Origin of the sequence: Burkholderia stabilis (genome assembly GCF_001742165.1) — a bacterium.
Lineage (GTDB): Bacteria > Pseudomonadota > Gammaproteobacteria > Burkholderiales > Burkholderiaceae > Burkholderia > Burkholderia stabilis.
In genome coordinates this window covers 2,920,910-2,946,227 of the sequence record NZ_CP016442.1, presented here as the reverse complement: position 1 = coordinate 2,946,227, position 25,318 = coordinate 2,920,910, and the positions used below count along the sequence as shown (strand labels likewise).

Genomic DNA, 25,318 nt, shown 5'->3' with positions numbered 1-25,318 from the left:
AACGCGCGAAACCGGGCGGCGTTCGGTCCATTTCCCGTCGGCAGCACGCGCCGCCCGACACCTGCACGGCCACCTTGCCTTTTTCGCGTTTTGTTTAGTATTTTTAGTAACGTCGTTTTCGCAGATTAGCGCTTAAAAACCGGTAATTTCCGGGTATTCCCCGGCTATCCGGCCCGAATTCCACGATGTGTTTTACTATACAATCGCTTTCACCCTAAACAAACCGGACCCCGAACGATGGGCACCACCATTCGCGATGTGGCGCGGGCGGCAGAGGTCTCGATCGGCACCGTCTCCCGCGCGCTGAAAAACCAGCCGGGCCTGTCGGAAGCAACGCGTGCGCGCATCGTCGAGATCGCGCAGCGGCTCGGCTACGATCCCGCGCAGTTGCGGCCGCGCATCCGCCGGCTCACCTTCCTGCTGCACCGCCAGCACAACCGCTTTCCCGCGAGCCCGTTCTTCTCGCACGTGCTGCACGGCGTCGAGGACGCATGCCGCGAGCGCGGCATCGTGCCGACGCTGCTCACGGTCGGCCCGAACGACGACGTGCTGCGCCAGATGCGCCCGCACGCGCCCGACGCGATCGCGGTCGCCGGCTTCATCGAGCCGGAGACGATCGAAGCGCTCGCCGCGACCGGCCGGCCGCTCGTGCTGATCGACCTGTGGGCGCCGGGGCTGCGCTCGGTCAACATCGACAACGCGACGGGCGCGGCACTCGCGATGCGCCACCTGCTCGCCACCGGCCGCTCGCGGATCGCATTCATCGGCGGCTCGCCCGCGCACTACAGCATCGCGCAGCGCGCGATCGGCTACCGGCGCGCGTTCTTCGAGGCGGGGCGGCTGTTCGATCCCGCATACGAAGTGACGATCGACGCCGGGCTCGACCCCGACACGGGCGCCTCGCGCGCGATGGAGCAACTGCTCGACGCGCCGGGCCCGCGCCCCGAGGCCGTCTTCGCGTACAACGACGCCGCCGCACTGGCCGCGCAGCGCGTGTGCACCGCGCGCGGCCTGCGGATTCCTGACGACATCGCGATCGTCGGCTTCGACAACATCCCGGCCGCCGCGCACGCGAGCCCGCCGCTCACGACGCTCGCGGTCGACAAGGAAGCGCTCGGCCGCCGCGGCGTCGAGCTGCTGCTCGCCGAAGCGCCCGAGCGCACCGAGATCTCCCTGCCCGTCGAGCTGATCGTGCGGGCCAGCAGCCAGCCCGCCGGCTCCCCGGCACTCGATACCGCCACGGTCACCGAATCATGAACATGCCCCCGGTCCAACCCTGCACGGCCGCGCCGGCCGCCCATGCGCCAGCCACGCCGTTCGTCGCGAGTTTCCGCGATCCGTCGTTCCTGCTGTCGCACATCGAAGACACGCTGCGCTTCTACGCGACGAACGCGTTCGATCCCACCGGCGGCTTCTATCACTACTTCCGCGACGACGGCAGCATCTACAACCGCACGTCGCGGCACCTCGTCAGCACCTGCCGGTTCGTCTTCAACTATTCGATGGCGTACCGGCATTTCGGCGACCCGCGTCACCTGGAGTACGCGCGCCACGGGCTGCGCTTCCTGCGCGACGCGCACTGGGACGACGCACTGCAGGGCTACGACTGGGAACTCGACTGGCGCGATGGCGCGAAACGCGAAACGCTCGACGGCACGCGCCACTGCTACGGGCTCGCGTTCGTGCTGCTCGCGGCCGCGCACGCGACGATGGCCGGCATCGACGAGGCGCGCCCGCTGATCGCGGCCACCTACGAGCTGGCCGAGCACCGCTTCTGGGACGCGGCCGCAGGCCTTTACGCGGACGACGCGACTCCGAACTGGATCGTGTCGTCGTACCGCGGCCAGAACGCGAACATGCACATGACGGAGGCGCTGCTCGCGGCCTACGAGGCGACCGGCCACCTCACGTACCTCGATCGCGCAGAGAAAGTCGCGACCCACGTCACGCAGCGCCAGGCCGCGCTGTCGGGCGGGCTCGTCTGGGAGCACTACCACGCGGACTGGTCGGTCGACTGGGACTACAACAAGGAAGACAGCTCGAACATCTTCCGTCCGTGGGGCTTCCAGCCCGGGCACCAGACCGAATGGGCGAAGCTGCTGCTGATCCTCGAACGGCACCGCCCGCTCGACTGGCTCGTGCCGCGCGCAGCCGAGCTGTTCGACGCGGCGCTCACGCACGCGTGGGACGCCGATCACGGCGGCCTGTACTACGGCTTCGGCCCCGATTTCACGATCTGCGACCACAACAAGTATTTCTGGGTGCAGGCGGAAACCTTCGCGGCGGCCGCGATGCTCGGCGCGCGCACCGGCAGCGAACGCTTCTGGGACTGGTACGACGAGATCTGGCGCTACAGCTGGGCGCATTTCGTCGATCACCGCTACGGCGCGTGGTACCGGATCCTCACCTGCGACAACCGCAAGTACAGCGACGAGAAGAGCCCGGCCGGCAAGACCGACTATCACACGATGGGCGCGTGCTACGACGTGCTGGCAACCCTTGCGCGCACGTCGCGCAGCGAGCCGACCCAATGAGCGGCGGTTCGTTTCCGGCTTTCGTCTCGGCGGGCGACATCCTGACCGACATGGTGCGCGCGGGCGACGCGCAGTGGACGTCGGTGCCGGGCGGCGCCGGCTGGAACGTCGCGCGCGCGGTCGCGCGGCTCGGCGTGCCGAGCGCGCTCGCGGGTTCGATCGGCGAGGACTGCTTCTCCGACGTGCTGTGGCGCACGAGCGAGGCGGCCGGGCTCGACCTGCGCTTCCTGCAGCGCGTCGCGCGGCCGCCGCTGCTCGCGATCGTCCACGAGACGCGCCCGCCCGCGTATTTCTTCATCGGCGAAGCGAGCGCCGATCTCGCGTTCGATCCCGCGCGGCTGCCGGCCGGCTGGGCCGACCACGTGAAATGGGCGCATTTCGGCTGCATCAGCCTCGTGCGCGAACCGCTCGCGGGCACGCTGGTCGCGCTCGCAGCGGACCTGCACGCGCGCGGCGTGAAGATCAGCTTCGATCCGAACGTCCGGAACCTGATGACGGCCGCGTTCCGGCCGACGCTTGAGAAAATGGCCGGCCTCGCCGATCTGATCAAGGTGTCCGACGAGGATCTGCGGCACCTGTTCGGCGGCGACGGCCCCGACGCGATCGCGGCGGTGCGCGCGCTGAACCCGCGCGCGGCCGTGTTCGTCACGCGCGGCGCGCAGGCCGCGACGCTCTATGCGGACGACGACGTATACGAAGCCAGCCCGCCACGCATCGAGGTCGCCGACACCGTCGGCGCGGGCGACGCGTCGATCGGCGGCATGCTGTTCAGCCTGATGGCTGCACCGCAGCGATCGTGGCGCGAACATCTCGCGTTCGCGCTCGCGGCGGGCGCCGCCGCGTGCCGCCACACGGGCGCGCACGCGCCGACGCTCGACGAGGTCGTTGCGTTGATCGAGGGGTGATCGAGGCGTGATCGAGGGGTGATCGAGGCGTGATCGAGGCGTGATCGAAGGTTGATCGCTCGCCGGCCAGGCGCCGTTCCGTCACCGATAAGCCGCGCTGTACATGCTGCGCCGCAGTGCTACGATGGGATGTCCTATTGCGGGAGAGGCACGATGGACACCAACACCTTCACGAAAGGCATCTACACGGCCAAGGCGCATACCCAGCATGCGGCCAACGGGCAGTATCAGGGTTACGTGATCCTCGCGCGCGACGACGGCGACGAAACCGAAAACATCCGCTACGACGTGCACGCGACGAGCCCCAGCGAGGAAGAAGCGTTCGACGAGGCGAAGGCGCTCGCGCACCGGATCCTCGGCGAGATCGAGCTGTAACGCGCGCCCCTTTCCGGCGCGGCTCAGAGCAGCCGCGCCACCATCGATACCAGCATCGTCAGCACCAGCGTCGACATGAACGGGAACGGGTAGCGCCGCCCGCCGAGCGTCAGCGTGACGTCGCCCGGCATCCGCCCGATGCCGAGCTTGCCGAGCCACGGCCAGCAACGCGTCAGGATCATCACCGCGACGAACGACGCCATCAGCCAGCGCAGCATCTCAGGCTCCGATCAGAGTGCGTGCGAGCGGTCGCCGCGGGCGAACGCGTCGAGCGTGCCGTCGATCCCGCGCGAGAACGCGATCACCTTGAACAGCTCGCCCATCTCGGCCTCGGAGATCAGCTTCTGCACCGCATTCGCGGCCGGCAGGAACGCGCGGATATCGGACGGATCGATCGCGGCCAGCGCATCGGTGATGCCCGCGTTCAGCAGGAAGCGCGCCTGCGACGTGTAGCCGAGCAGGTCGGCGCCGGTGGCGACGGCCGCGTCGTAGATGCCGGTGAATTCGACGTGCGCGGTGATGTCCTGCAGGCCCGGGTACAGAAACGGATCGTCGTGCGCGTGGTGGCGGTAGTGGCACATCAGCGTGCCGCGGTCGCGCTGCGGATGGTAGTACTCGTGCGCGGGGAAACCGTAGTCGACCAGCAGCACCGCGCCGCGCGCGAGCATCGTGCAGACGGTGCGCGTGAAGGCCAGCGCGGCCTCGTGCGTCTCGGTCACGTAGCCGTCGGCGACATCGGCGTCGAGCGCCGCGAGCACCGGCGGCTGGCTGGCCGGCGCGGCCGGCCGGTCGTCGAACACGAACGCCTGCCGCGCGTCGAGCGCGACGCCGCGCTCGTGCCACGCGCCACCGGCCTTCGCGAACAGCCGCACGGGCATCGCGTCGAGCACCTCGTTGCCGACCACGACGCCCTCGAACCGCTCGGGCAGCGCGTCGAGCCAGCGCACCTTCGCGGCGAGCGCGGGCGCGTCGGCCGCGATCGTGTCGCGCTGCCGTTCGCGCAGTTCGCCGGACAGGTCGACGATCAGGTATTCGTCGAGTTCTGCGCCGAGCGCGTCGAGCGCCCCGAGCAGCCCGGCCGCGAGCTTGCCCGTGCCGGCGCCGAACTCCATCACGCGGCGCGTGCCGCTCGCCGCGAGCGCTTCCGCGACCGGCTGCGCGAGGGTCTGCGCGAACAGCGGCGACAGCTCGGGGGCGGTGACGAAGTCGCTGCCGTCGTCGGCGCGGCGCCCGAACTTGCGCGCGCCGCCGCTGTAATAGCCAAGGCCCGGCGCGTACAGCGCGCGTTCCATGAAGCGGTCGAACGGCAGCCAGCCGCCGGCCGCCGCGATCTCGTCGCGCAGTTGCGCGGCGAGGGTTTCGGACTGCGCGAGCGCGTCAGGGCCGGGAGCAGGTAAACTAGCGGGTTCGTGAGCTTTCGGGTTCATCCCGGCATTGTAAATGACCGTTTCAGCCGATACGTCGACCCAGCGCGTGGTGCTCGTCGCAGGCGCCCTGGGCAGTGCGGCCGACGCCGCGTCGATCGGCCGTGCGCTCGCGACGGGTTTTGCGCGGCGCGGCTGGGACGTCGCGCTGCAGCGCGGCCAGGGCGCGCCGCGCGCGGCCGCCGATGCGATCGTCGCCGAAGTCGCGGCGCTCGGCCGCCGCGCGGCCGTGCTCGACGCCGATCTGGCCCTGGAAGCCGACGCAGCCGCGCTCGTCGCCGCATGCGGCGCGGCGCTCGGCCGGCCCGCGTGCGCGGTGTTCGTGAGCGCCTGTGCACTCGCCGACGACGCGCATACGATAGACAGCACGTCGCTCGCCGGCGCCCTCGCGCGCAACGTGACGGCGCCGCTCGCGCTGGCCCGCGCGCTCGCCGATGCGACGCCCGACGCCGCGTGCGAGAACGAAGCGCTGCGCGCGTGCGCGATCCACGTGCTGGATCAGGCGCTGTTTCACCCGGCGCCGCAGCAGTTGTCGCACGCGCTGATGCAGGCCGCGCTGAACCGCGCGACGTCGGCGCTGGCGCTGGCGCTCGCGCCGAAAGTGCGGGTCGCGGCGCTCGTGCGCGGCCACGCGCCGCACGCGGACGACATCGCGGCGGCCGCCTGCTACCTCGCGAGCGCGCCCGGCGTCACGGGCGCGACGCTGACCGTCGACGGCGGCGAGCACCTCGTGCCGCCCGCCGCCGGCCCGAATGAATGAACTGCGCGGATCGCGCGGCCTGACTGCCGCCGCCCGCGCCGCTTTGCGTGCACGCACGCCAATTTGACTGGGACGACCATGTTTTCCGCTCTCCTGCACCCCCGCCTCGCGGATTGCCGCAGGCTCTACCTGCGCGATTACGAGGTGCACATCAACATCGGTGCCTTCGAACACGAGAAGCGCGGCGAGCAGCGCGTCGTCATCAACGTCGACCTGTTCGTGCCGCTCGCGCTGTCCACCCCCGTCGACGACCGGCTGCATGAAGTCGTCGACTACGACCTGATGAAGCAGAGCGTCGCGCAATGCGTGGCGCGCGGCCACATCCACCTGCAGGAAACGCTGTGCGACGCGATCGCCGCGCGCCTGCTGGCGCACGATGCCGTGCGCGCGGTACGCGTCTGTACCGAGAAACCGGACGCCTATCCGGACTGCGACGCCGTCGGCGTCGAAGTCTTTCGCATCAAGGACGAGGAGCGCGCATGAACGCCCCCCACATGAATGACACGGCGGCCGATGCCGCCACCCTCGACGACGCCGCCCCGGCCGGCCGCCAGGCGCTGACGCGCCGCGAGCAGAAGGAAGCGTACGAGAACAACAAGCTGTACAAGCGGATCGTGCGCCAGGTCGGCCAGGCGATCGGCGACTACAACATGATCGAACAGGGCGACAAGGTGATGGTCTGCCTGTCGGGCGGCAAGGACAGCTACGCGATGCTCGACGTGCTGCTGCGCCTGCGCGAGCGCGCGCCGATCGATTTCGACATCGTCGCGGTGAACCTCGACCAGAAGCAGCCGGGCTTCCCCGAGCACGTGCTGCCCGAATACCTGAAGCAGGTCGGCGTGCCGTTCCACATCGAGAACCAGGACACCTACAGCATCGTCAAGCGGCTCGTGCCCGAAGGCAAGACGACCTGCTCGCTGTGCTCGCGGCTGCGCCGCGGGATCCTGTACCGCGTGGCCGGCGAGCTCGGCGCGACCAAAATCGCGCTCGGCCACCACCGCGACGACATCGTGCAGACCTTGCTGCTCAACATGTTCTACGGCGGCAAGCTGAAGGGAATGCCGCCGAAGCTGCAGTCGGACGACGGCAAGAACATCGTGATCCGCCCGCTCGCGTACGTGAAGGAAACCGATCTCGAGAAATACGCGGAACTGCGCGAATTCCCGATCATCCCGTGCAACCTGTGCGGCAGCCAGCCGAACCTGAAGCGCGCGGAAATGAAGGCGCTGATCCGCGATTGGGACAAGCGCTTCCCGGGCCGCGTCGAGAACATGTTCAACGCGCTCGCGAAGGTCGTGCCGTCGCACCTGATGGACACGACGCTGTTCCCGTTCACGTCGCTGCGCGCGACAGGCGAAGCCGATCCGCAAGGCGACATCGCGTTCGACGAGGAGCCGTGCGCGTCGGGCGACGACGCGGCGGCGCCGGGCGGCGCCCAACCGATCTCGATCGTCCAGTTCGACGACCTGTAAACAGGGTCGGAGTACCCGCCGGAACCGGGCGCCGGCCGCCCTTTCCGGCGTTGCCGCCCCGCCGCGGCAGGCCCGGAGCGGCGGGGGCCGCATGCTAAAATGGACGGCTTCGAACTCTTCTGACAAGCTGGCGCCATGAATATCGTGATTTTGGCGGCAGGCACCGGCAAGCGCATGCGTTCCGCGCTGCCGAAAGTGCTTCACCCCCTGGCCGGCAGGCCGCTCCTCTCCCACGTCATCGACACCGCGCGCACGCTGCAGCCGTCCCGGCTCGTCGTCGTCGTCGGCCATGGCGCCGAGCAGGTCCAGGCCGCCGTCGCGGCGCCCGACGTCCAGTTCGCGGTGCAGGCCGAACAGCTCGGCACCGGCCACGCGGTGCGCCAGGCGCTGCCGCTTCTCGATCCCGCGCAACCGACGCTCGTGCTGTACGGCGACGTGCCGCTCACCCGCGCATCGACGCTGCAGCGTCTCGTCGACGCCGCGCGCGAAGGCCGCTACGGGATTCTGACCGTCACGCTCGACGACCCGACCGGCTACGGCCGCATCGTGCGCGACGCGTCCGGTTTCGTCACGCGCATCGTCGAGCAGAAGGACGCGTCGCCGGAGCAACTGAAGATCGCCGAGATCAACACCGGCATCATCGTCACGCCCACGGCCCAGCTGTCGATGTGGCTCGGCGCGTTGAAGAACGAGAACGCGCAGGGCGAGTACTACCTGACCGACGTCGTCGAGCTCGCGATCGAGGCCGGCTTCGAGGTCGTCACGTCGCAGCCCGACGAGGAATGGGAAACGCTCGGCGTGAACAGCAAGGCGCAGCTCGCGGAGCTCGAACGCATTCACCAGCGCAATGTCGCGGACACGCTGCTCGTCGAAGGCGTCACGCTCGCCGATCCGGCGCGCCTCGACGTGCGCGGCTCGCTGCGCTGCGGCCGCGACGTGTCGATCGACGTGAACTGCGTGTTCGAAGGCAACGTGACGCTCGCCGACAACGTGACGATCGGTGCGAATTGCGTGATCCGCAACGCGTCGGTCGGCGCGGGCACGCGCATCGACGCGTTCTCGCACATCGACGGCGCGCAGCTCGGCGCGAACACCGTGATCGGCCCGTACGCGCGGCTGCGCCCCGGCGCGCAGCTCGCGGACGAAGCGCACGTCGGCAACTTCGTCGAGGTGAAGAACGCGGTGATCGGCCACGGCTCGAAGGCGAACCACCTCACGTACATCGGCGACGCCGACATCGGCGCGCGCGTGAACATCGGCGCGGGCACGATCACGTGCAACTACGACGGCGCGAACAAGTTCCGCACCGTGATCGAGGACGACGTGTTCGTCGGCTCCGACACGCAACTCGTCGCGCCCGTACGCGTCGGCCGCGGCGTGACGATCGCCGCCGGCACGACGATCTGGAAGGACGTGGCCGACGGCGTGCTCGCATTGAACGAGAAGACCCAGACCGCGAAGACGGGCTACGTCCGCCCGGTCAAGAAGAAAAGCTGAACCTTTTGCGGGCGCCCGGGCGGCGCCCGCATCGACTTACAGGACTGATCACTCATGTGTGGCATTGTCGGCGCAGTTGCGCAACGTAATATCGTTCCGGTGCTGATCGAAGGTTTGCGGCGCCTCGAATACCGCGGCTACGACTCGTGCGGCGTCGCCGTGCTCGAGCCCGGCGCGCCGAAGCGCGCGCGCAGCGTCGCGCGCGTCGCCGATCTCGACACGCAGGTGCGCGAGTCGCATCTCGAAGGCACGACCGGCGTCGCACACACGCGCTGGGCGACGCACGGCGCACCCGTCACGCACAACGCGCACCCGATCTTCTCGTCGGACGCGCTCGCGCTCGTGCACAACGGCATCATCGAGAACTTCGAGCCGCTGCGCGAAACGCTGCGCGCGAAGGGCTACGAATTCGTGTCGCAGACCGACACCGAAGTGATCGCGCACCTCGTGCACAGCCTGTATCGCGGCAACCTGTTCGACGCCGTGCGTGAAGCCACGCAGCAGCTGCATGGCGCGTACGCGATCGCCGTGATCCACAAGGACCAGCCGCACACCGTCATTGGCGCGCGCCAGGGTTCGCCGCTCGTCGTCGGCCACGGCGACGGCGAGAACTTCCTCGCGTCCGACGCGCTCGCGCTCGCGGGCAGCACCGACCGCTTCACGTTCCTCGAGGAAGGCGACGTGTGCGAGCTGTCGCTCGACGGCGTGAAGATCGTCGATCGCAACGGCGCACTCGCGCAGCGCGAGATCCGCGTGGTCAGCGCATACGGCGGCGCAGTCGAGCTCGGCCCGTATCGCCACTTCATGCAGAAGGAAATCTTCGAGCAGCCGCGCGCGATCAGCGACACGGTGCCGCAAACCGACGCGTTCGATGCAACGCTGTTCGGCGATGCCGCGCCCGCCGCGTTCGCGGAAATCGACAGCCTGCTGATCCTCGCGTGCGGCACGAGCTACTACTCGGGCCTCACCGCGAAGTACTGGCTCGAATCGATCGCGAAGATCCCGACGCAAGTCGAGATCGCGAGCGAATACCGCTACCGCGAATCGGTGCCGAACCCGCGCCAGCTCGTGCTCGTGATCTCGCAGTCCGGCGAGACGGCCGATACGCTCGCGGCGCTCAAGCATGCGCAGTCGCTCGGCCACACGCATACGCTCGCGGTCTGCAACGTCGCGACGAGCGCGATGGTGCGCCTCACCGAGATGCAGTTCCTGACGCACGCGGGCACCGAAATCGGCGTTGCGTCGACGAAGGCGTTCACGACGCAGCTCGTCGCGCTGTTCGTGCTGGCCGCGACGCTCGGCAAGCTGCGCGGGCATGTCGACGCCGCGCAGGAAGCCGAATTCCTGAAGCAATTGCGCCACCTGCCGGCCGCGCTGAACAGCGTGCTCGCGCTCGAGCCGCAGATCATCGCGTGGTCGGAAGAATTCGCGCGCAAGGAAAACGCGCTGTTCCTCGGCCGCGGCCTGCACTATCCGATCGCACTCGAAGGCGCGCTGAAGCTGAAGGAAATCTCGTACATCCACGCCGAAGCCTATCCGGCGGGCGAACTGAAGCACGGGCCGCTCGCGCTCGTCACGGAAGCGATGCCGGTCGTCACGATCGCGCCGAACGACACGCTGCTCGAGAAGCTGAAGTCGAACATGCAGGAAGTGCGCGCGCGCGGCGGCGAGCTGTACGTGTTCGCCGATGCCGATACGCAGATCGTCAACGACGACGGCCTGCACGTGATCCGGATGCCGGAACACTACGGCCAGTTGTCGCCGATCCTGCACGTCGTGCCGCTGCAACTGCTCGCGTATCACACCGCGTGCGCGCGCGGCACCGACGTCGACAAGCCGCGGAATCTCGCGAAATCGGTGACGGTGGAGTAACGCCGGTCGACCGGGATGGCCCACCGGGCCGTCCCGGCCAAGCATCGGCGTGAAGCAGACCATTCGGCCAGGTCGAAATATGTACCACATAGTGGTATATAATCCTGTGCTAACTCGATCGGCTCGACATGCCTGCTTCCGTACGACGCGTCTTCAAGACGAAGTGGTTTCACAAGGCAGCCAGAAAAGCCGGTATCGCGGATACCGAACTCTGTCGCGCCGCGCGGGAACTGGCGCGCGGCCAAGGCACCGAACTCGGCGGCAACGTCTGGAAAAAGCGCCTGGACGGGAATCGCCAACGCGGGATCGTGCTGAGCAAGGTCGGACAGGCGTGGGTTTTCGTGTTCCTGTTCGCAAAACGCGACAGGGACGACATCGACGAACGCGAACTGCGCGCCTTCAGAAAGCTCGCCGCGGATGTCGGCCGCCGCACCGACGCCGATATCGCGACGCTGATCGCACTGAAAGAGCTTGTGGAGATTTGCAATGGCTAAGAGTCGATTCAAGAGCGACGCGACGGAGGCGGTCCACAGCGCCGCGTCGGGCCTCTATCGCGCAAACCTGATCGACAAGAAAACGATGCGCGAATACGACGACCTCTGCATCGAAGCCGCCCCGCAATTCGATCCGCAAGCGATCGCCCGCATCCGTCAATCCGTCAACGTCAGCCAGAGCGTGTTCGCGCTCTACCTGAACACGACGACGTCGACAATCCGCCAATGGGAACAGGGCGACAAACGGCCGAGCGGCATCGCCGCCCGAATGCTCCAGATCGTCGAGAAACACGGGCTCGAGGTGTTCTCCTGAGCCGGCTTCCCCGAATGCGCATGCACGGCCGATCCGACGCGGGCCGCACCGATACCGCGACGCGAGCCGCAAGAAATATGACGGAGAGACAATGGTAAGACTGTTTGGATGCGGATTGCTGGCGCTGACGTTCGCGTCGACGGGCTGGGCCGCCGAGCACTACGTCGAGGTCTGGAACCCGCCCGAGGCACGGCAGCCGGCAGCACGCACGCCGGCCACGCGCGCGGGCGCCGACGCGCGCACCGGCAAAAGCGCCGAGAAGCACGCGAGCGCCACGCCGAAAGCCGCCGCGAAGCCGCACAAGCGCCGCGTCGCGCAGGCCGTCAAAGCCGGTTCGCATCGTCCGCCCGCCGCCGCGGCCGACGCGCCGGCCGCACCGCGCCCCGTCGCGCAACCCGCGCCGGGCCGTCTCACGGTGATGCAGCCTGCCGCCCCCGACACGACGCACGCACTCAATTTCTCCGACATCCCGCGGCAATACACGCCGGACGGCAACGTGCTGCGCGTCGGCACGCACAACCGCTCCGCGGAGGTGACTCGATAATGGAAGCACAGACCTACCTCGGCTACCAGATCTGGGGCCACTCGATCCTGCAGCAGGACGAGATCCTGCAACCCGAACGCTTCGCGGCGAGCGGCACGATCACGCAGAACAACAAGCTCGTCGAAGCGTCCGGCGTGCTCGGCGTATTCGACACCGAAGACGACGCGCGCGAGGCCGGACTCGAATGGGCCCGTGCGTGGATCGACAGCCACCGCTGACCGGCGCGCGGCCGGCGCGCACCGCAACAAGAAAGAAGGGGCGTCCACGACGCCCCTTCTTTCATTCGAACCCGGAAAACCTCATGCAACGGGTCGCGGCGGCCGCATCGCCGCCTGCGGACGGCCGACGAGCCGCGTCAGCACGACGATCGCCGCCAGCGTCCCGACGTACGCGGCGATCTGGATACCCGCCGGACGCGCCGTATAACCGATCAGCGTATGCAGCGCCTTGCCGACGATGCTCGTCTCCTTCAGCAGCCACGACGTATCCCAGATCATGTCGCCCCACGACGGCACGAGGCCGGCCGCCAGCAGGAAGCCGACGCACTGGCTCGCCATCCCGGCCGCCAGCAGCACGATCAGCCCGTTGGTAACGGAGAACAGGCGCTTCAGCGGAATCTGCAGCAGCCCCGCATACATCGCATAGCCGAGCCCGGCCCCGCCGAGCACGCCGAGCAGCCCGCCGGCGATCATCTGCGGCGTCTGCCCCGGATCGCCCGCGGCGATGCCGTACAGGAACAGCACGGCCTCGGAACCTTCGCGCAGCACCGCGACGCCGACCACGATCGCCAGCCCCGTCAGCGGCCGGCTGCCGGCCGCGACGGCCCGTCCGACTTCGCCCATGTGCAGCGCCATCTCGCGGCCGTGCCGGCTCATCCAGATGCAGTGCCAGGCCAGCATCAGCGTGGCGACGAACATCACGCCGGCGTTGAATACCTCCTGCCCCATGCCGGACGCCCATTGCGAGATCACGTCGGCGAACGCCGCGATCAGGCCCGCGCCGACCACCCCGCCGGCGAGCCCGCCGCCGACCCACCAGCCGCGCCGCGGCACGCCCTTCGTGGCGGCCATCACGATCGAGACCACCAGCGCGGCCTCGAGCACTTCACGAAAGACAATCAGCGCGGTAGACAGCATGGCGGGATTCGCTTACTTGACGGTCAGGTGGGTCTTCGACTGCGCTTCGTGATACTCGTCGTGAAACTCGTAGGTGCCGGCCTTCAACGGCCCGACCAGGATCTCGGCCGACTTGCCGGCGGGAATCACCTTCTCGGCCTTGAAATCGTCGCTCTCGAATTCCGCAGGCGTCGCATCGAGGTTCTTCACGATGAACTTCACTTTCTTGCCGGCCGGAATCGTCACGCCATCGGGCGAAAACTTGTGGTCCTTCAACGTCAGGTTGACGGCGTCGTCGGCGGCGAATGCGGTAGCGGCCGACGCGCCCAGCAGGGCCACGGTGAAACCCAGTGCGAAACGGTTCATGTGCGTAACGAGGTGAAATATCGAAGGGCACTGATAGTAAGATCGATTCGCATTTCCCCATCACGTACCCTTACCGCGACTATGGAGATAGCGCTTCACACGGGCGCGCCGCGCCTTGCCTGGCAAGGCGCGCATCATGTGCCGCCAGCGGCGCACCGGCGTCAATCGGGAAAGATGCCGACCGGCGCACGCGACGGCCCTTCGATTCGTCAGACCTCACGCCGGCGAGCGCTGTCGACGTACCGGGTCGCCATGCCTGTGTCAGACTGCATGAACGCGCTTGACCTTCCCACCATGGCAAGCTTCATGCTGACGTGGCTCGTCAATCGTCAACTCAGGAGAACACGATGGAATTCGAAGTCCAGGACATGACCTGCGGCGGCTGCGCCAACGCGATCACGCGCGCGGTGACGGCCGCCGATCCCGCCGCGAAGCTCGACATCGACGTCGCGGCCAAGACCGTCAAGGTCGAATCCGCACAAGGCGCCGAGCGCGTGCAGTCGATCATCGAAGCCGCGGGCTTCCACCCGGCGCTGCGCACCGCGTAACCCCGGCTGCGGGCGCATCGCCGAACGGCAACGCGCCCGCCTCCGGCTTCAGCGCAGCCGGATCAGCGTCGACTTCAGCTCGGTGTACTTCTCGAGCGCGTGCAGCGACTTGTCGCGGCCGTTGCCCGACTGCTTGTAACCGCCGAACGGGAAGTTCATGTCGCCGCCCTCGTCATAGCAGTTCACCCACACCGTGCCCGCACGCAGCCGGCGCGACACGTCGTGCGCGGTCGTCAGGTTCGACGTCCACACCGCCGCGGCCAGCCCGTATTCGGTATCGTTGGCGATCCGCACCGCCTCGTCGACGTCGTCGAACACGATCACCGACAGCACGGGCCCGAAAATTTCCTCGCGCGCGATCTTCGCATCGGGCTTCACCTCGAACACCGTCGGCTCGACGTAGAAGCCGCCCGTCTCCGCCCTCACGCGCGCACCGCCCGTGACCAGCTTGCCTTCGCTGCGCCCCGCCTCGATATAGCCGAGCACGCGCTCGAGCTGGATGCCGTCGACGATCGCGCCCATCGACACCGACGGATCGAGCGGATTGCCCGGCACGTATGCGCGTGCGGCCGCCACGAGCTTCTCGATGAACGCATCCTTGATGTCGCGATGCACGAGCAGCCGCGAGCCGGCCGTGCACATCTCGCCCATGTTGTAGAAGATCGCGCCGGCGGCGGCCTGCGCAGCGCGGTCGAGATCCGGACAATCGGGCAGCACGATGTTCGGCGACTTGCCGCCGAGTTCGAGCCACGCGCGCTTCAGGTTCGACTGCGCGGCGTACTGCATGATCAGCTTGCCGACCGCGGTCGAGCCCGTGAACGCGATGCAGTCGACATCGCGATGCAGCGCGAGCAGCTTGCCGGGTTCGCCCGCGCCCGGCACGACGTTGAACACGCCGGCCGGAATGCCGGCTTCATACGCGAGCTGCGCGACACGGATCGCGGTCAGCGGCGATTTCTCCGACGGCTTCAGCACGACGCTGTTGCCTGCCGCGAGCGCGGGGCCGAACTTCCATGCAGCCATCAGGATCGGGAAGTTCCACGGCACGACGGCCGCCACCACGCCGACCGGCTCGCGCGTGACGAGGCCGACGAGATGATGATCGGCCGGCGCGACTTCGCCGCCGACCTTGTCGATCGCTTCCGCGAACCATTCGACGCAGTACGCGGCGCCCGGCACGTCGACCGTCGTCGTGTCGCCGATCGGCTTGCCCGCATCGAGCGTTTCCAGCAGCGACAGTTCGTCGAGATGCTCGCGCATCAGTGCGGCCCAGCGCAGCAGCACGGCCTTGCGCGCACGCGGGTTCAGGCCGGCCCACACACCCGCGTCGAATGCGCGGCGCGCGGCCACGACGGCGGCGTTCACGTCGGCTTCGCCGCAATCGGCGACCTTCGCGAGCACGCGGCCGTCGATCGGGCTCACGCAGTCGAACGTCTTCCCGCCGTGCGCGTCGCGCGACGCGCCGTCGATGAATGCGCGCCCTTCGATCTCGAGCGACGCCGCCTTGTCCTGCCAGTCAGCCAAAGTCAACTTGTTCATCAGGATGCCTCAATGTGTTGGCATTCGCGATGCGACGCGCCGCGCGCGTCATGCGCGGGCCGTCAGCGAATGCGGTGACGCGCGGTCAGAAGGTCGCCGGCGAATTGGCCGAGACGACCTCGCAGATCTGTTCCGCGCTGGGATTGCGAAAACGGTGCGGCAAACGGCTTTCGAAGTAGTAGCCGTCTCCGGGGTCGAGCAGCCACGTCGCGCCGTCGACGGTCAGCTCGAGCCGGCCCGACACGACGACGCCGCCTTCGTGCCCCGCGTGCACGAGCATCTCGGGGCCCGTGTCGGCGTACGGCTGATAGATCTCGCGCAGGATGCACATGTTGCGGTCCTTCACGCTCGCGCCGACCAGATGAAACGCGAGCGTGTCGTTGCCGAGGTTCGGCATCTCGTCTCGACGCGACACGACCGAGCGCGATTCGACGAGCTCGAACGTGAAGAACTCCGCGAGACTCATCGGGATGCATTCGAGCAGTTTCTTCAGCGAGCCGACCGACGGGCTCACGCGGCCCTGTTCGATCAGCGAGATCGTGCCGTTGGTCACGCCCGCGCGCTTCGCGAGTTCACGTTGCGACAGGCCATGCTTGTTGCGCACGAAACGCAGGCGCTCGGCGACTTCGGTGGACATCGATTCGGTTTCGGACACGATAAGTGCGATGACAAAGTGAAACGACGCAGTGGACAGCCGTTGAATATTCTAATCACTTTATGCCGCACATCAGCGGGGAAAACCCTGAAAGGCGTTCGAAATAATGAACACCGTGTCGATTATTCCGTTTGCGAATCTTTTGTTCGCACTGCCCGGGAAAGCCCTGATGCAGGACCGTTAAAAAACATTTGACGCCGTTTTTGGCTCGTATATGCTGGCTCTCAGGCCAGCGTCATCAGACTTTCATAGGCAGCAAAATGCGTTATCGCAACGCAAAAATTGATGCCCATCAATGTAAATGACGCAGGACCGGCGCCTTGATTATTTTAAACGCCCAGCGCGTCGAAACGATCGGGTGTTCAATACTTTCAACAACCCAGTCGAGTGTAATCGTGAGAGTCCGTGGCCCTCTGGTGAGGTGGGATCGAAGCGTGGCGCGAAGTTCGCGCAGCGCGGCGTCCCCTTCCGATGGCAGTTGCGGCTGGCATAGTCCTCGCCTGCAGCATCTGTCGATCTACACCATCCTGTCTCGTCGTTCCGTTCGGCGCCACAACGCCGTTTCCGCACGCGCATTCGTCGCCGTCGATACCGACGAAGTGGCGTCGCTGCTGCCGTAGCGCCTCTCCTTTCTTCACGTCGTTCGTTTCGTCTGCTGATTCGCCAACCGCATCGTCCATGCGGTGACGGAACGCGTTCGCGCATTCGTTGCCGCGTCGCGTGTCGCAAACAGAACGAACGACGGCCTGATCGTCGCGCGCAGCGCGGATCGCCACGCCATCCCGTTGCGCCCATTCACGAGCGGCCTTGCGCTTTGCGCCAGGCTGCGGGGCGGCTGCACGCCTGCGTTTCGCCACATTCGGCATGAGGCGCGCAGCAACCCTACGGATAACTGATTGACGTCATGGAAAGGAAACCCCTCGTCGGCATCACTGCCGACCTCACGCAGATCGGCGCACACGCGTCGCATACGGTCGGTGACAAATACGTCGCCGCGATCGTCGACGGTGCGCATGCGCTCGCGATGGTGCTGCCCGCGCTCGGCGATCGCCAGTCGGCCGACGACGTGCTCGATGCGGTCGACGGCCTGCTGTTTACCGGCAGCTACTCGAACGTCGAGCCGCACCTGTACGGCGGCGAACCGAGCGAACCCGGCACGAAGCACGACCCGGCACGCGATGCGACGACGCTGCCGCTGCTGCGTGCGGCGATCGCAGCCGGCGTGCCCGTGCTCGCCGTATGCCGCGGCTTCCAGGAGCTGAACGTCGTCTGCGGCGGCACGCTGCACCAGCGCGTGCACGAAGTGCCGGGCCTCGCCGATCACCGCGAGGACGACGATGCGCCGATGGATACGCAATACGGCCCCGCGCACATCGTGCGCCTCACGCCCGGCGGCAAGCTGCACGCGCTCGCCGGCGGCCGCGACGAAGTGCACGTGAACTCGCTGCACAAGCAAGGCATCGCGCAGCTCGGCTCCGGCCTCGCCGTCGAAGCCGTCGCGCCGGACGGCCTGATCGAGGCCGTGAGCGTCGTCGATGCGCCGGCTTTCGCACTCGCCGTGCAATGGCACCCGGAATGGCGGCATGCGCAGGACCCGCTGTCGAGCGCGATCTTCCGCGCCTTCGGCGATGCCTGCCGCGCCCGCCGCAACGCCCGCACGCGCACCACGGTCGCTGCCGCGCTCGCCTGAGCGCGCCGACCCAACCAACGAGAACAGACATGCAAGACATCGAAGGCTTTCTGAAGCAACACCGGATCACCGAAGTCGAAGCGATCATTCCCGACATGGCCGGTATCGCACGCGGCAAGATCACGCCGCGCAACAAGTTCACGTCCGGCGAATCGATGCGCCTGCCGCAGGCCGTGATGGTGCAGACCGTCACCGGTGAATATCCGGAAGACGGTTCGCTGACCGGCGTGACCGACCCGGACATGGTGTGCGTGCCCGACGAATCGACGATCCGACTGATCCCGTGGGCCGTCGACCCGACCGCGCAGGTGATCCACGACTGCGTGCACTTCGACGGTTCGCCGGTCGAGATCTCGCCGCGCTACGTGCTGCGCCGCGTGCTGGAGCTGTACAAGGCGAAGGGCTGGAAGCCCGTGGTCGCGCCGGAACTCGAGTTCTATCTGGTCGACATGAACAAGGACCCCGACCTGCCGCTGCGCCCGCCGGTCGGCCGCACGGGCCGCCCCGAAACGGGCCGCCAGTCGTATTCGATCGAGGCCGTCAACGAATTCGATCCGCTGTTCGAGGACATCTACGAGTACTGCGAAGCGCAGAACCTCGACATCGACACGCTGATCCACGAAGTCGGCGCCGCGCAGATGGAAATCAACTTCATGCACGGCGACGCGCTGTCGCTGGCCGACCAGGTGTTCCTGTTCAAGCGCACGGTGCGCGAGGCCGCGCTGCGCCACAACATGTACGCGACGTTCATGGCCAAGCCGATGGAAGACGAGCCGGGTTCGGCGATGCACGTGCACCAGAGCATCGTCGACGAGGAAACGGGCCAGAACCTGTTCACGTCGCAGGAGACGGGCGGCGCGACGTCGATGTTCTACAACTACCTCGCGGGGCTGCAGAAGTACACGCCGGCGCTGATGCCGATCTTCGCACCGTACATCAACTCGTACCGCCGCCTGTCGCGCTTCATGGCTGCGCCGATCAACGTGCAGTGGGGCTACGACAACCGCACGGTCGGCTTCCGCATCCCGCACTCGGGCCCGTCGGCGCGCCGCATCGAGAACCGCATCCCGGGCGTCGACTGCAACCCGTACCTCGCGCTCGCCGCGACGCTCGCGGCCGGCTACCTCGGCATGACGCAGCGCCTGGAGCCGACCGAGCCGCTCGTCAGCGACGGCTACGACCTGCCGTACCAGTTGCCGCGCAACCTCGAGGAAGGGCTGACGCTGATGGCCGCATGCGAGCCGCTCGGCGAAATTCTCGGCCACAAGTTCCTGAAGGCGTATTTCGCGCTGAAGGAAACCGAATACGAAGCGTTCTTCCGCGTGATCAGCTCGTGGGAACGCCGTCATCTGCTGCTGCACGTATAAGCGCGCGCACAACCGCCATACGGAATCACGGAGGAAACATGACTTACCGCAACGAATCTGCCTGGATCCAGCCGGCCGCGCCGGCCGTCGCGCCGCGCGCGACGCAGGCCCGCTCGACCGCCGAATACCGCACGCTCGACGCCGCGCACCACATTCATCCGTTCTCGGACATGGGCGCACTGAACCGCGCCGGCAGCCGCGTGATCGTGAAGGGCGAAGGCGTCTACCTGTGGGACTCGGAAGGCAACAAGGTCATCGACGGGATGGCCGGCCTCTGGTGCGTGAACGTCGGCTACGGCCGCAAGGAACTCGCCGACGCCGCGTATCGCCAGCTGCAGGAACTGCCGTTCTACAACACGTTCTTCAAGACCACGCACCCGCCGGTGATCGAGCTCTCCGCGATGCTCGCGGAAGTGACGCCCGCAGGCTTCAACCACTTCTTCTACTGCAACAGCGGCTCGGAAGGCAACGACACCGTGCTGCGCCTCGTGCACCAGTACTGGCGCGTGCAGGGCAAGCCGCAGAAGAAATACGTGATCTCGCGCAAGAACGGCTATCACGGCTCGACGATCGCCGGCGGCACGCTCGGCGGGATGGGCTACATGCACGAGCAGATGCCGTCGAAGGTCGAGCACATCGTGCACATCGACCAGCCGTATTTCTTCGGCGAAGCGCAGCCGGGCGAAACGCCGGAGGCGTTCGGCCTCGCGCGCGCGCAGCAGCTCGAAGCGAAGATTCTCGAACTCGGCGCGGAGAACGTCGCAGCGTTCATCGGCGAGCCGTTCCAGGGCGCGGGCGGCGTGATCTTCCCGCCGTCGACGTACTGGCCGGAAATCCAGCGGATCTGCCGCAAGTACGACATCCTGCTCGTCGCCGACGAAGTGATCGGCGGGTTCGGACGCACCGGCGAATGGTTCGCGCACCAGCACTTCGGCTTCGAGCCGGATCTCATCACGATGGCGAAGGGGCTGACGTCGGGTTATGTGCCGATGGGGGCGGTCGGCATTCACGAGCGCGTCGCACGCCCGATCATCGACAACGGCGAATTCAATCACGGCCTCACGTATTCGGGGCACCCGGTGGCGGCGGCCGTCGCGGTCGCGAACCTGAAACTGCTGCGCGACGAAGGGATCGTCGAGCGCGTGAAGAACGACACGGGCCCGTACTTCCAGGCACTGATGCGCGAGACCTTCGCGCATCACCCGATCGTCGGCGAGGTGCACGGCCACGGCCTCGTCGCGAGCCTGCAGCTCGCCGAAGCGCCGGCCGAACGCCGCCGCTTCGCGAACGGCGGCGACGTCGGCACGATCTGCCGCGACTTCTGCTTCAACGGCAACCTGATCATGCGCGCGACCGGCGACCGGATGCTGCTGTCGCCGCCGCTCGTGATCTCGCGTCAGGAAATCGATGAACTCGTATCGAAGGCGAAAAAGGCCGTCGATGCGACCGCCCAGCAACTGGGTATTTCGTAACGGCCTTGCCTACAGGCGTGCGGCGGGCGCCGCACGCCGCCATAACCAGGGGAATTCCACCATGCGTGCCTGCTTTCTTCGCCAAGCCTGTTCTGTTGCCGCCCTCGCCGCCGCGGCAGCGTTCACATCGGTCGCCAGCCCATCGGCGCATGCCGACGAGCTGAACGTCTACAACTGGTCCGACTACATCGCACCGGACACGATCCCGAACTTCCAGAAGCAGACGGGCATCCACGTCAAGTACGACAACTACGACAGCGACGACACGCTTCAGGCGAAGCTGCTTGCCGGCAGCTCGGGTTACGACATCGTCGTGCCGACGTCGAACTACATGGCCAAGCAGATCCAGGCCGGCGTGTACCAGAAGCTCGACAAGTCGAAGCTTCCGAACCTCGCGAACCTCGACCCGCTGCTGATGAAGATGATCGCCGATGCCGACCCGGGCAACCAGTACGGCGTCCCCTGGGCCTACGGCACCGACGGCATCGGCTACAACGCGCAGGCAGTGAAGAAGGCACTCGGCGACAAGGCGCCCGTCGACAGCTGGGCGCTGGTGTTCGACCCGGCCAACATGGAGAAGCTGAAGAGCTGCGGCGTGTCGTTCCTCGACCAGGCCGTCGACGTGTTCGCCGCCACGCTGCAGTACATGGGCAAGAACCCGAACAGCACCAACCCCGGCGATTACCAGGCTGCATTCGAAGTCCTGAAGAAAGTCCGCCCGTACATCACCCAGTTCAACTCGTCCGGCTACATCAACGACCTCGCGAACAACGACGTGTGCGTCGTGCTCGGCTGGTCGGGCGACGTCGGTATCGCGCATCGCCGCTCATCCGAAGCGAAGCGTTCGTACGACATCAAATTCACGAACCCGAAGGAAGGCGGCCTGCTGTGGTTCGACGTGATGGTGATCCCGAAGGATGCACCGCACCCCGAGAGCGCACTGAAGTGGATCAACTACGTATCCGATCCGAAGGTCAACGCGGCGATCACCAACACGGTGTTCTACCCGACCGCGAACAAGGCCGCGCACCAGTTCGTCACGCCGGCCGTCGCGCAGGACCCGACCGTCTACCCGCCCGAAGACGTGCTGAAGAAGATGGTGCTGATGAAGCCGATGCCGGCCGACATCCTGCGCCTCGAGAACCGTCTGTGGGCGCAGCTGAAGACCGGCCACTGATCGCGATGCCTGACGGCGGCGCAGGCTTCGCAAGACGCCTGCCCGTCTGAGATCCGCGGACTTCCGTCCGCCCGCGCGCGCCGCGCGCACTGTTCCATCCGGCACGAGCCGTTGTCCGCGAGTCGCGTTGCGCGCCTCGCGCGGGGACGCTCACGCCTGCAATCCGTGAAGAACGAATGGTGACTCCCATGCAATCGATACCCTCTTCCGCTGCTGCACGACAGACCCAACCGGCCGCTGCCGCCGCCCGCTCGCCGAACGACGCCTTCGTACGCATCGAAAACGTCGTGAAGAAATTCGGCGACAGCACGGCCGTCGACAACGTGAACCTGACTATCGCGAAGAACGAACTGTTCGCGCTGCTCGGCAGCTCGGGCTGCGGCAAGTCCACGCTGCTGCGCATGCTCGCCGGGCTGGAAACGGCCACCTCCGGCAAGATCTTCGTCGACGGCGAGGACCTCGCGTCGCTGCCGCCGTACCGCCGCCCGGTCAACATGATGTTCCAGTCGTACGCGCTGTTCCCGCACATGTCGGTCGAATCGAACGTCGCGTTCGGCCTGAAGCAGGAAGGCACGCCGAAGAACGAGATCAAGGAGCGCGTGGCCGACGCGCTCGCGCTCGTGCAGATGAGCAAGTACGCGCAGCGCAAGCCGCACCAGCTCTCCGGCGGCCAGCAGCAGCGTGTCGCGCTGGCCCGCTCGCTGGTCAAGCGCCCGAAGCTGCTGCTGCTCGACGAGCCGATGTCCGCGCTCGACAAGAAGATCCGCCAGAAAACCCAGCTCGAACTCGTCAACATCATCGAGAAAGTCGACGTGACCTGCGTGATGGTCACGCACGACCAGGAAGAAGCGATGACGATGGCCAGCCGCCTCGCGGTGATGAGCGAAGGCAAGATCGTGCAGATCGGCGCGCCGGGTGAAGTGTACGAGTTTCCGAACAGCCGCTTCTCGGCCGAATTCATCGGCTCGACGAACCTGTTCGAAGGCCGCGTCGTCGAGGACGAGCCCGATCACATCTTCGTCGAAAGCGACGATCTCGAAGCACGTATGTACGTGAGCCACGGCGTGACGGGCCCGCTCGGGATGCCGGTCGGCATCTCGGTGCGCCCCGAACGCATCCACGTGTCGCGCGAGAAACCGGGCTCGAAACACAACTGGGCGCGCGGCGTTGTGACCGACATCGCGTACATGGGCAGCTACTCGCTGTATCACGTACGCCTGCCGAGCGGCAAGACGGTCGTGTCGAACCTGTCGAGCTCGCACCTGATGAACGATGACGCACCGGCCTGGAACGACGATGTGTTCGTGTCGTGGTCGCCGGCCAGCGGCGTCGTACTGACGCAGTGAGGACGACACGATGAGAACCTCTGCTTCCACTCCGTCCGCATCGGTGTCGTCGAGCGCCGCCAGTACCGGCGCTGGCCGGCCGCGCCCGAACCGTTTCGCCGCGCTGTCGCGTTTCCTGCCGTCGGGCCGCAGCGTCGCGATCGGCGTGCCGTTCCTGTGGCTGGCCGTGTTCTTCGCGCTGCCGTTCGTGCTGGTGCTGAAGATCAGCTTCGCCGACCAGGTGATGGGCATCCCGCCGTACACGTCGCTCGTCGAGTTCAAGGACGGCGTCGTGCACTTCGCGCTGCAGCTGTCGCACTACGCGTTCCTGCTGCAGGACGACCTGTACATCGCGACCTACCTCAGCTCGCTGAAGATGGCCGCCGTGTCGACGGTGCTGTGCCTGCTGATCGGCTACCCGATGGCGTACTACATCGCGCGCTCGGAACCGAACCGGCGCAACGTACTGATGATGGCCGTGATGCTGCCGTTCTGGACGTCGTTCCTGATCCGCGTGTACGCATGGATCGGCATCCTGAAGGACGACGGCCTGCTGAACCACACGCTGATCGCGCTGGGGATCATCCACACGCCGCTGCGGCTGTATCACAGCGATGCGGGCGTCTACATCGGGATGGTCTATTCGTACCTGCCGTTCATGGTGATGCCGCTGTATGCGCACCTCGTGAAGATGGACCTCACGCTGCTCGAAGCCGCATACGACCTCGGCGCGAAACCGTGGGTCGCGTTCACGCGGATCACGTTGCCGCTGTCGAAGAACGGGATCATCGCCGGCAGCCTGCTGGTGTTCATCCCGGCGGTGGGCGAGTACGTGATTCCGGAGCTGCTGGGTGGCGCCGACACGCTGATGATCGGCCGCGTGATGTGGGATGAGTTCTTCAACAACATGGACTGGCCGATGGCGTCCGCGGTGACGGTCGCGATGGTGATGCTGCTGCTGGTGCCGATGGCGCTGTTCCAGTACTACCAGGTCAAGGAACTGGAGGAAGCGAAATGATCAAGCCGAGCAAACCGCTGTCGACGGGCGTCCTCGCCTTCGGGTTCCTGTTCCTGTACATCCCGATCATCAGCCTGATCGTGTACTCGTTCAACGAGTCGAAGCTGGTGACGGTGTGGTCGGGCTTCTCGCTGAAGTGGTACGCGGCGCTGCTGGACGACGACGAGCTGCTGACGGCCGCGTGGCTGTCGCTGAAGATCGGTCTGCTGACTGCCACGGCGTCGGTCGTGATCGGCACGTGGGCGGGTTTCGTGCTCGCGCGCTTCGGCCGCTTCAAGGGCTTCACGCTGTACACGGGGATGATCAACGCGCCGCTGGTGATTCCGGAAGTGATCCAGGGCATCTCGCTGCTGCTGCTGTTCGTGGCACTGGAGCAGATGTTCGGCTGGCCGAAGGGTCGCGGGATGGTGACGATCTGGATCGGTCACGTGATGCTGTGCGTGTCGTACGTGGCGATCATCGTGCAGTCGCGCGTGAAGGAGATGAACAAGTCGCTGGAGGAGGCGGCGCTGGATCTGGGCGCGACGCCGCTGAAGGTGTTCTTCGTGGTGACGCTGCCGCTGATCTCGCAGGCGCTGCTGTCGGGGTGGCTGCTGTCGTTCACGCTGTCGATCGACGACCTGGTGCTGTCGGCGTTCCTGTCGGGGCCGGGGTCGACGACGCTGCCGCTGGTGGTGTTCTCGCGGGTGCGGCTGGGGCTGAACCCGGAGATGAACGCACTGGCGACGCTGTTCATCACGGCCGTGACGATCGGCGTGATCGTCGTGAACCGGATGATGATCGCGCGTGAACGACGCCGGGTGGCCGACATGAAGGCGGCGTTCGCGGTGGCGTGACGGCCCGCTTCCCGCTTCGA

28 protein-coding genes are annotated in these 25,318 nt (G+C 66.8%); 22 read left to right on the top strand and 6 right to left on the bottom strand.

The annotated features are described in order from the left end of the window. Positions 1–237: 237 nt before the first annotated feature. The 4 genes from BBJ41_RS13745 to BBJ41_RS13730 all read left to right on the top strand — a co-directional run bounded on the left by BBJ41_RS13745 (position 238) and on the right by BBJ41_RS13730 (position 3,814). The gene (locus BBJ41_RS13745) at positions 238–1,257 is read left to right on the top strand and encodes a LacI family DNA-binding transcriptional regulator (protein WP_069746847.1); all 1,020 of its coding nucleotides are present in this window, start codon (positions 238–240) and stop codon (positions 1,255–1,257) included. After that, a complete protein-coding gene (locus BBJ41_RS13740; RefSeq protein WP_069746846.1) occupies positions 1,254–2,534 on the top strand; it encodes an AGE family epimerase/isomerase in 1,281 nt (426 codons plus the stop codon). The genes BBJ41_RS13745 and BBJ41_RS13740 overlap by 4 nt, the downstream gene beginning before the upstream one ends. Further along, positions 2,531–3,439, top strand: coding sequence for a carbohydrate kinase family protein (locus tag BBJ41_RS13735; protein WP_069746845.1), 909 nt, complete (start codon positions 2,531–2,533; stop codon positions 3,437–3,439). The genes BBJ41_RS13740 and BBJ41_RS13735 overlap by 4 nt, the downstream gene beginning before the upstream one ends. A 153-nt stretch (positions 3,440–3,592) precedes the next feature. Then, a complete protein-coding gene (locus tag BBJ41_RS13730; RefSeq protein WP_069746844.1) occupies positions 3,593–3,814 on the top strand; it encodes a hypothetical protein in 222 nt (73 codons plus the stop codon). A 23-nt stretch (positions 3,815–3,837) separates the two neighbouring features. On the opposite strand, the gene BBJ41_RS13725 is transcribed toward BBJ41_RS13730, so the two are convergent. Together BBJ41_RS13725 and BBJ41_RS13720 are read right to left on the bottom strand one after the other, a co-directional pair. Further along, positions 3,838–4,032, bottom strand: a complete 195-nt coding sequence (locus BBJ41_RS13725) for a DUF2905 domain-containing protein (RefSeq protein WP_006484654.1) — start codon at positions 4,030–4,032, stop codon at positions 3,838–3,840. A gap of 12 nt (positions 4,033–4,044) precedes the next feature. Beyond that, positions 4,045–5,241, bottom strand: a complete 1,197-nt coding sequence (locus BBJ41_RS13720; RefSeq protein ID WP_069746843.1) for a class I SAM-dependent methyltransferase — start codon at positions 5,239–5,241, stop codon at positions 4,045–4,047. 13 nt (positions 5,242–5,254) lie between these two features. Between BBJ41_RS13720 and BBJ41_RS13715 the strand changes: the two genes are divergently transcribed. From BBJ41_RS13715 to BBJ41_RS13675, 9 genes are all read left to right on the top strand, one after another. Beyond that, on the top strand, positions 5,255–5,998 hold the full coding sequence (locus BBJ41_RS13715) for an SDR family oxidoreductase (protein WP_069746842.1): 744 nt from the start codon (positions 5,255–5,257) through the stop codon (positions 5,996–5,998). Positions 5,999–6,076: 78 nt separating this feature from the next. Further along, on the top strand, positions 6,077–6,481 hold the full coding sequence (locus BBJ41_RS13710) for a dihydroneopterin aldolase (protein WP_047899203.1): 405 nt from the start codon (positions 6,077–6,079) through the stop codon (positions 6,479–6,481). Beyond that, the gene (gene ttcA, locus BBJ41_RS13705; RefSeq protein WP_069746841.1) at positions 6,478–7,470 is read left to right on the top strand and encodes a tRNA 2-thiocytidine(32) synthetase TtcA; all 993 of its coding nucleotides are present in this window, start codon (positions 6,478–6,480) and stop codon (positions 7,468–7,470) included. The genes BBJ41_RS13710 and ttcA overlap by 4 nt, the downstream gene beginning before the upstream one ends. A 135-nt stretch (positions 7,471–7,605) precedes the next feature. Beyond that, positions 7,606–8,967 (top strand): bifunctional UDP-N-acetylglucosamine diphosphorylase/glucosamine-1-phosphate N-acetyltransferase GlmU, encoded by a 1,362-nt coding sequence (glmU, locus tag BBJ41_RS13700; protein ID WP_069746840.1) that lies wholly within the window; start codon positions 7,606–7,608, stop codon positions 8,965–8,967. Positions 8,968–9,021: 54 nt separating this feature from the next. After that, complete coding sequence (gene glmS / locus BBJ41_RS13695) at positions 9,022–10,839, top strand: glutamine--fructose-6-phosphate transaminase (isomerizing) (RefSeq protein WP_069746839.1); 1,818 nt, start codon at positions 9,022–9,024, stop codon at positions 10,837–10,839. A gap of 128 nt (positions 10,840–10,967) precedes the next feature. Beyond that, positions 10,968–11,333 carry a type II toxin-antitoxin system RelE/ParE family toxin gene (locus tag BBJ41_RS13690; RefSeq protein ID WP_069746838.1) on the top strand — a complete coding sequence of 122 codons (366 nt, stop codon included), beginning with the start codon at positions 10,968–10,970 and terminating at the stop codon, positions 11,331–11,333. Then, positions 11,326–11,646, top strand: coding sequence for a helix-turn-helix domain-containing protein (locus tag BBJ41_RS13685; protein WP_069746837.1), 321 nt, complete (start codon positions 11,326–11,328; stop codon positions 11,644–11,646). Before BBJ41_RS13690 ends, BBJ41_RS13685 begins: the two co-directional genes overlap by 8 nt. A 91-nt stretch (positions 11,647–11,737) precedes the next feature. Then, entirely contained in the window at positions 11,738–12,190 is a 453-nt protein-coding gene (locus tag BBJ41_RS13680) for a hypothetical protein (RefSeq protein WP_069746836.1), read from the top strand. Further along, positions 12,190–12,408 (top strand): hypothetical protein, encoded by a 219-nt coding sequence (locus BBJ41_RS13675; protein ID WP_069746835.1) that lies wholly within the window; start codon positions 12,190–12,192, stop codon positions 12,406–12,408. The genes BBJ41_RS13680 and BBJ41_RS13675 overlap by 1 nt, the downstream gene beginning before the upstream one ends. Positions 12,409–12,489: 81 nt before the next feature. Here BBJ41_RS13675 and BBJ41_RS13670 read toward each other — a convergent pair whose 3' ends face one another. Both BBJ41_RS13670 and BBJ41_RS13665 read right to left on the bottom strand, forming a co-directional pair. Beyond that, positions 12,490–13,326, bottom strand: coding sequence for an FTR1 family iron permease (locus BBJ41_RS13670; protein WP_069746834.1), 837 nt, complete (start codon positions 13,324–13,326; stop codon positions 12,490–12,492). Positions 13,327–13,338: 12 nt separating this feature from the next. Beyond that, positions 13,339–13,671 (bottom strand): cupredoxin domain-containing protein, encoded by a 333-nt coding sequence (locus tag BBJ41_RS13665; protein WP_069746833.1) that lies wholly within the window; start codon positions 13,669–13,671, stop codon positions 13,339–13,341. A 347-nt stretch (positions 13,672–14,018) separates the two neighbouring features. On the opposite strand from BBJ41_RS13665, the gene BBJ41_RS13660 reads away from it, so the two are divergent. Further along, positions 14,019–14,219, top strand: coding sequence for a heavy-metal-associated domain-containing protein (locus BBJ41_RS13660; RefSeq protein WP_044849094.1), 201 nt, complete (start codon positions 14,019–14,021; stop codon positions 14,217–14,219). A gap of 48 nt (positions 14,220–14,267) precedes the next feature. Here the strand turns inward: BBJ41_RS13660 and BBJ41_RS13655 are convergent, their stop codons facing one another. Together BBJ41_RS13655 and BBJ41_RS13650 are read right to left on the bottom strand one after the other, a co-directional pair. Then, positions 14,268–15,758, bottom strand: a complete 1,491-nt coding sequence (locus BBJ41_RS13655; protein ID WP_069746832.1) for an aldehyde dehydrogenase — start codon at positions 15,756–15,758, stop codon at positions 14,268–14,270. 85 nt (positions 15,759–15,843) lie between these two features. Further along, positions 15,844–16,395: a cupin domain-containing protein gene (locus tag BBJ41_RS13650; RefSeq protein WP_069747701.1), complete on the bottom strand. Its 552-nt coding sequence runs from the start codon at positions 16,393–16,395 to the stop codon at positions 15,844–15,846. Positions 16,396–16,808: 413 nt separating this feature from the next. On the opposite strand from BBJ41_RS13650, the gene BBJ41_RS41570 reads away from it, so the two are divergent. The 8 genes from BBJ41_RS41570 (at position 16,809) to BBJ41_RS13610 (ending at position 25,298) form a co-directional block, all read left to right on the top strand. Next, a complete protein-coding gene (locus BBJ41_RS41570; protein ID WP_072437498.1) occupies positions 16,809–17,033 on the top strand; it encodes a hypothetical protein in 225 nt (74 codons plus the stop codon). Positions 17,034–17,317: 284 nt separating this feature from the next. Continuing rightward, entirely contained in the window at positions 17,318–18,103 is a 786-nt protein-coding gene (locus BBJ41_RS13640; protein ID WP_069746830.1) for a gamma-glutamyl-gamma-aminobutyrate hydrolase family protein, read from the top strand. 29 nt (positions 18,104–18,132) lie between these two features. Next, positions 18,133–19,470, top strand: coding sequence for a glutamine synthetase family protein (locus BBJ41_RS13635; protein WP_069746829.1), 1,338 nt, complete (start codon positions 18,133–18,135; stop codon positions 19,468–19,470). 38 nt (positions 19,471–19,508) lie between these two features. Then, positions 19,509–20,942, top strand: coding sequence for an aspartate aminotransferase family protein (locus BBJ41_RS13630; RefSeq protein ID WP_069746828.1), 1,434 nt, complete (start codon positions 19,509–19,511; stop codon positions 20,940–20,942). 61 nt (positions 20,943–21,003) lie between these two features. After that, positions 21,004–22,119, top strand: a complete 1,116-nt coding sequence (locus BBJ41_RS13625) for a polyamine ABC transporter substrate-binding protein (RefSeq protein ID WP_069746827.1) — start codon at positions 21,004–21,006, stop codon at positions 22,117–22,119. A gap of 188 nt (positions 22,120–22,307) precedes the next feature. Then, positions 22,308–23,465 (top strand): ABC transporter ATP-binding protein, encoded by a 1,158-nt coding sequence (locus tag BBJ41_RS13620; protein WP_069746826.1) that lies wholly within the window; start codon positions 22,308–22,310, stop codon positions 23,463–23,465. A gap of 10 nt (positions 23,466–23,475) precedes the next feature. Continuing rightward, the gene (locus BBJ41_RS13615) at positions 23,476–24,462 is read left to right on the top strand and encodes an ABC transporter permease subunit (protein ID WP_069746825.1); all 987 of its coding nucleotides are present in this window, start codon (positions 23,476–23,478) and stop codon (positions 24,460–24,462) included. Continuing rightward, positions 24,459–25,298, top strand: a complete 840-nt coding sequence (locus tag BBJ41_RS13610) for an ABC transporter permease subunit (protein ID WP_069746824.1) — start codon at positions 24,459–24,461, stop codon at positions 25,296–25,298. The genes BBJ41_RS13615 and BBJ41_RS13610 overlap by 4 nt, the downstream gene beginning before the upstream one ends. The last annotated feature ends 20 nt before the right edge of the window (positions 25,299–25,318 follow it).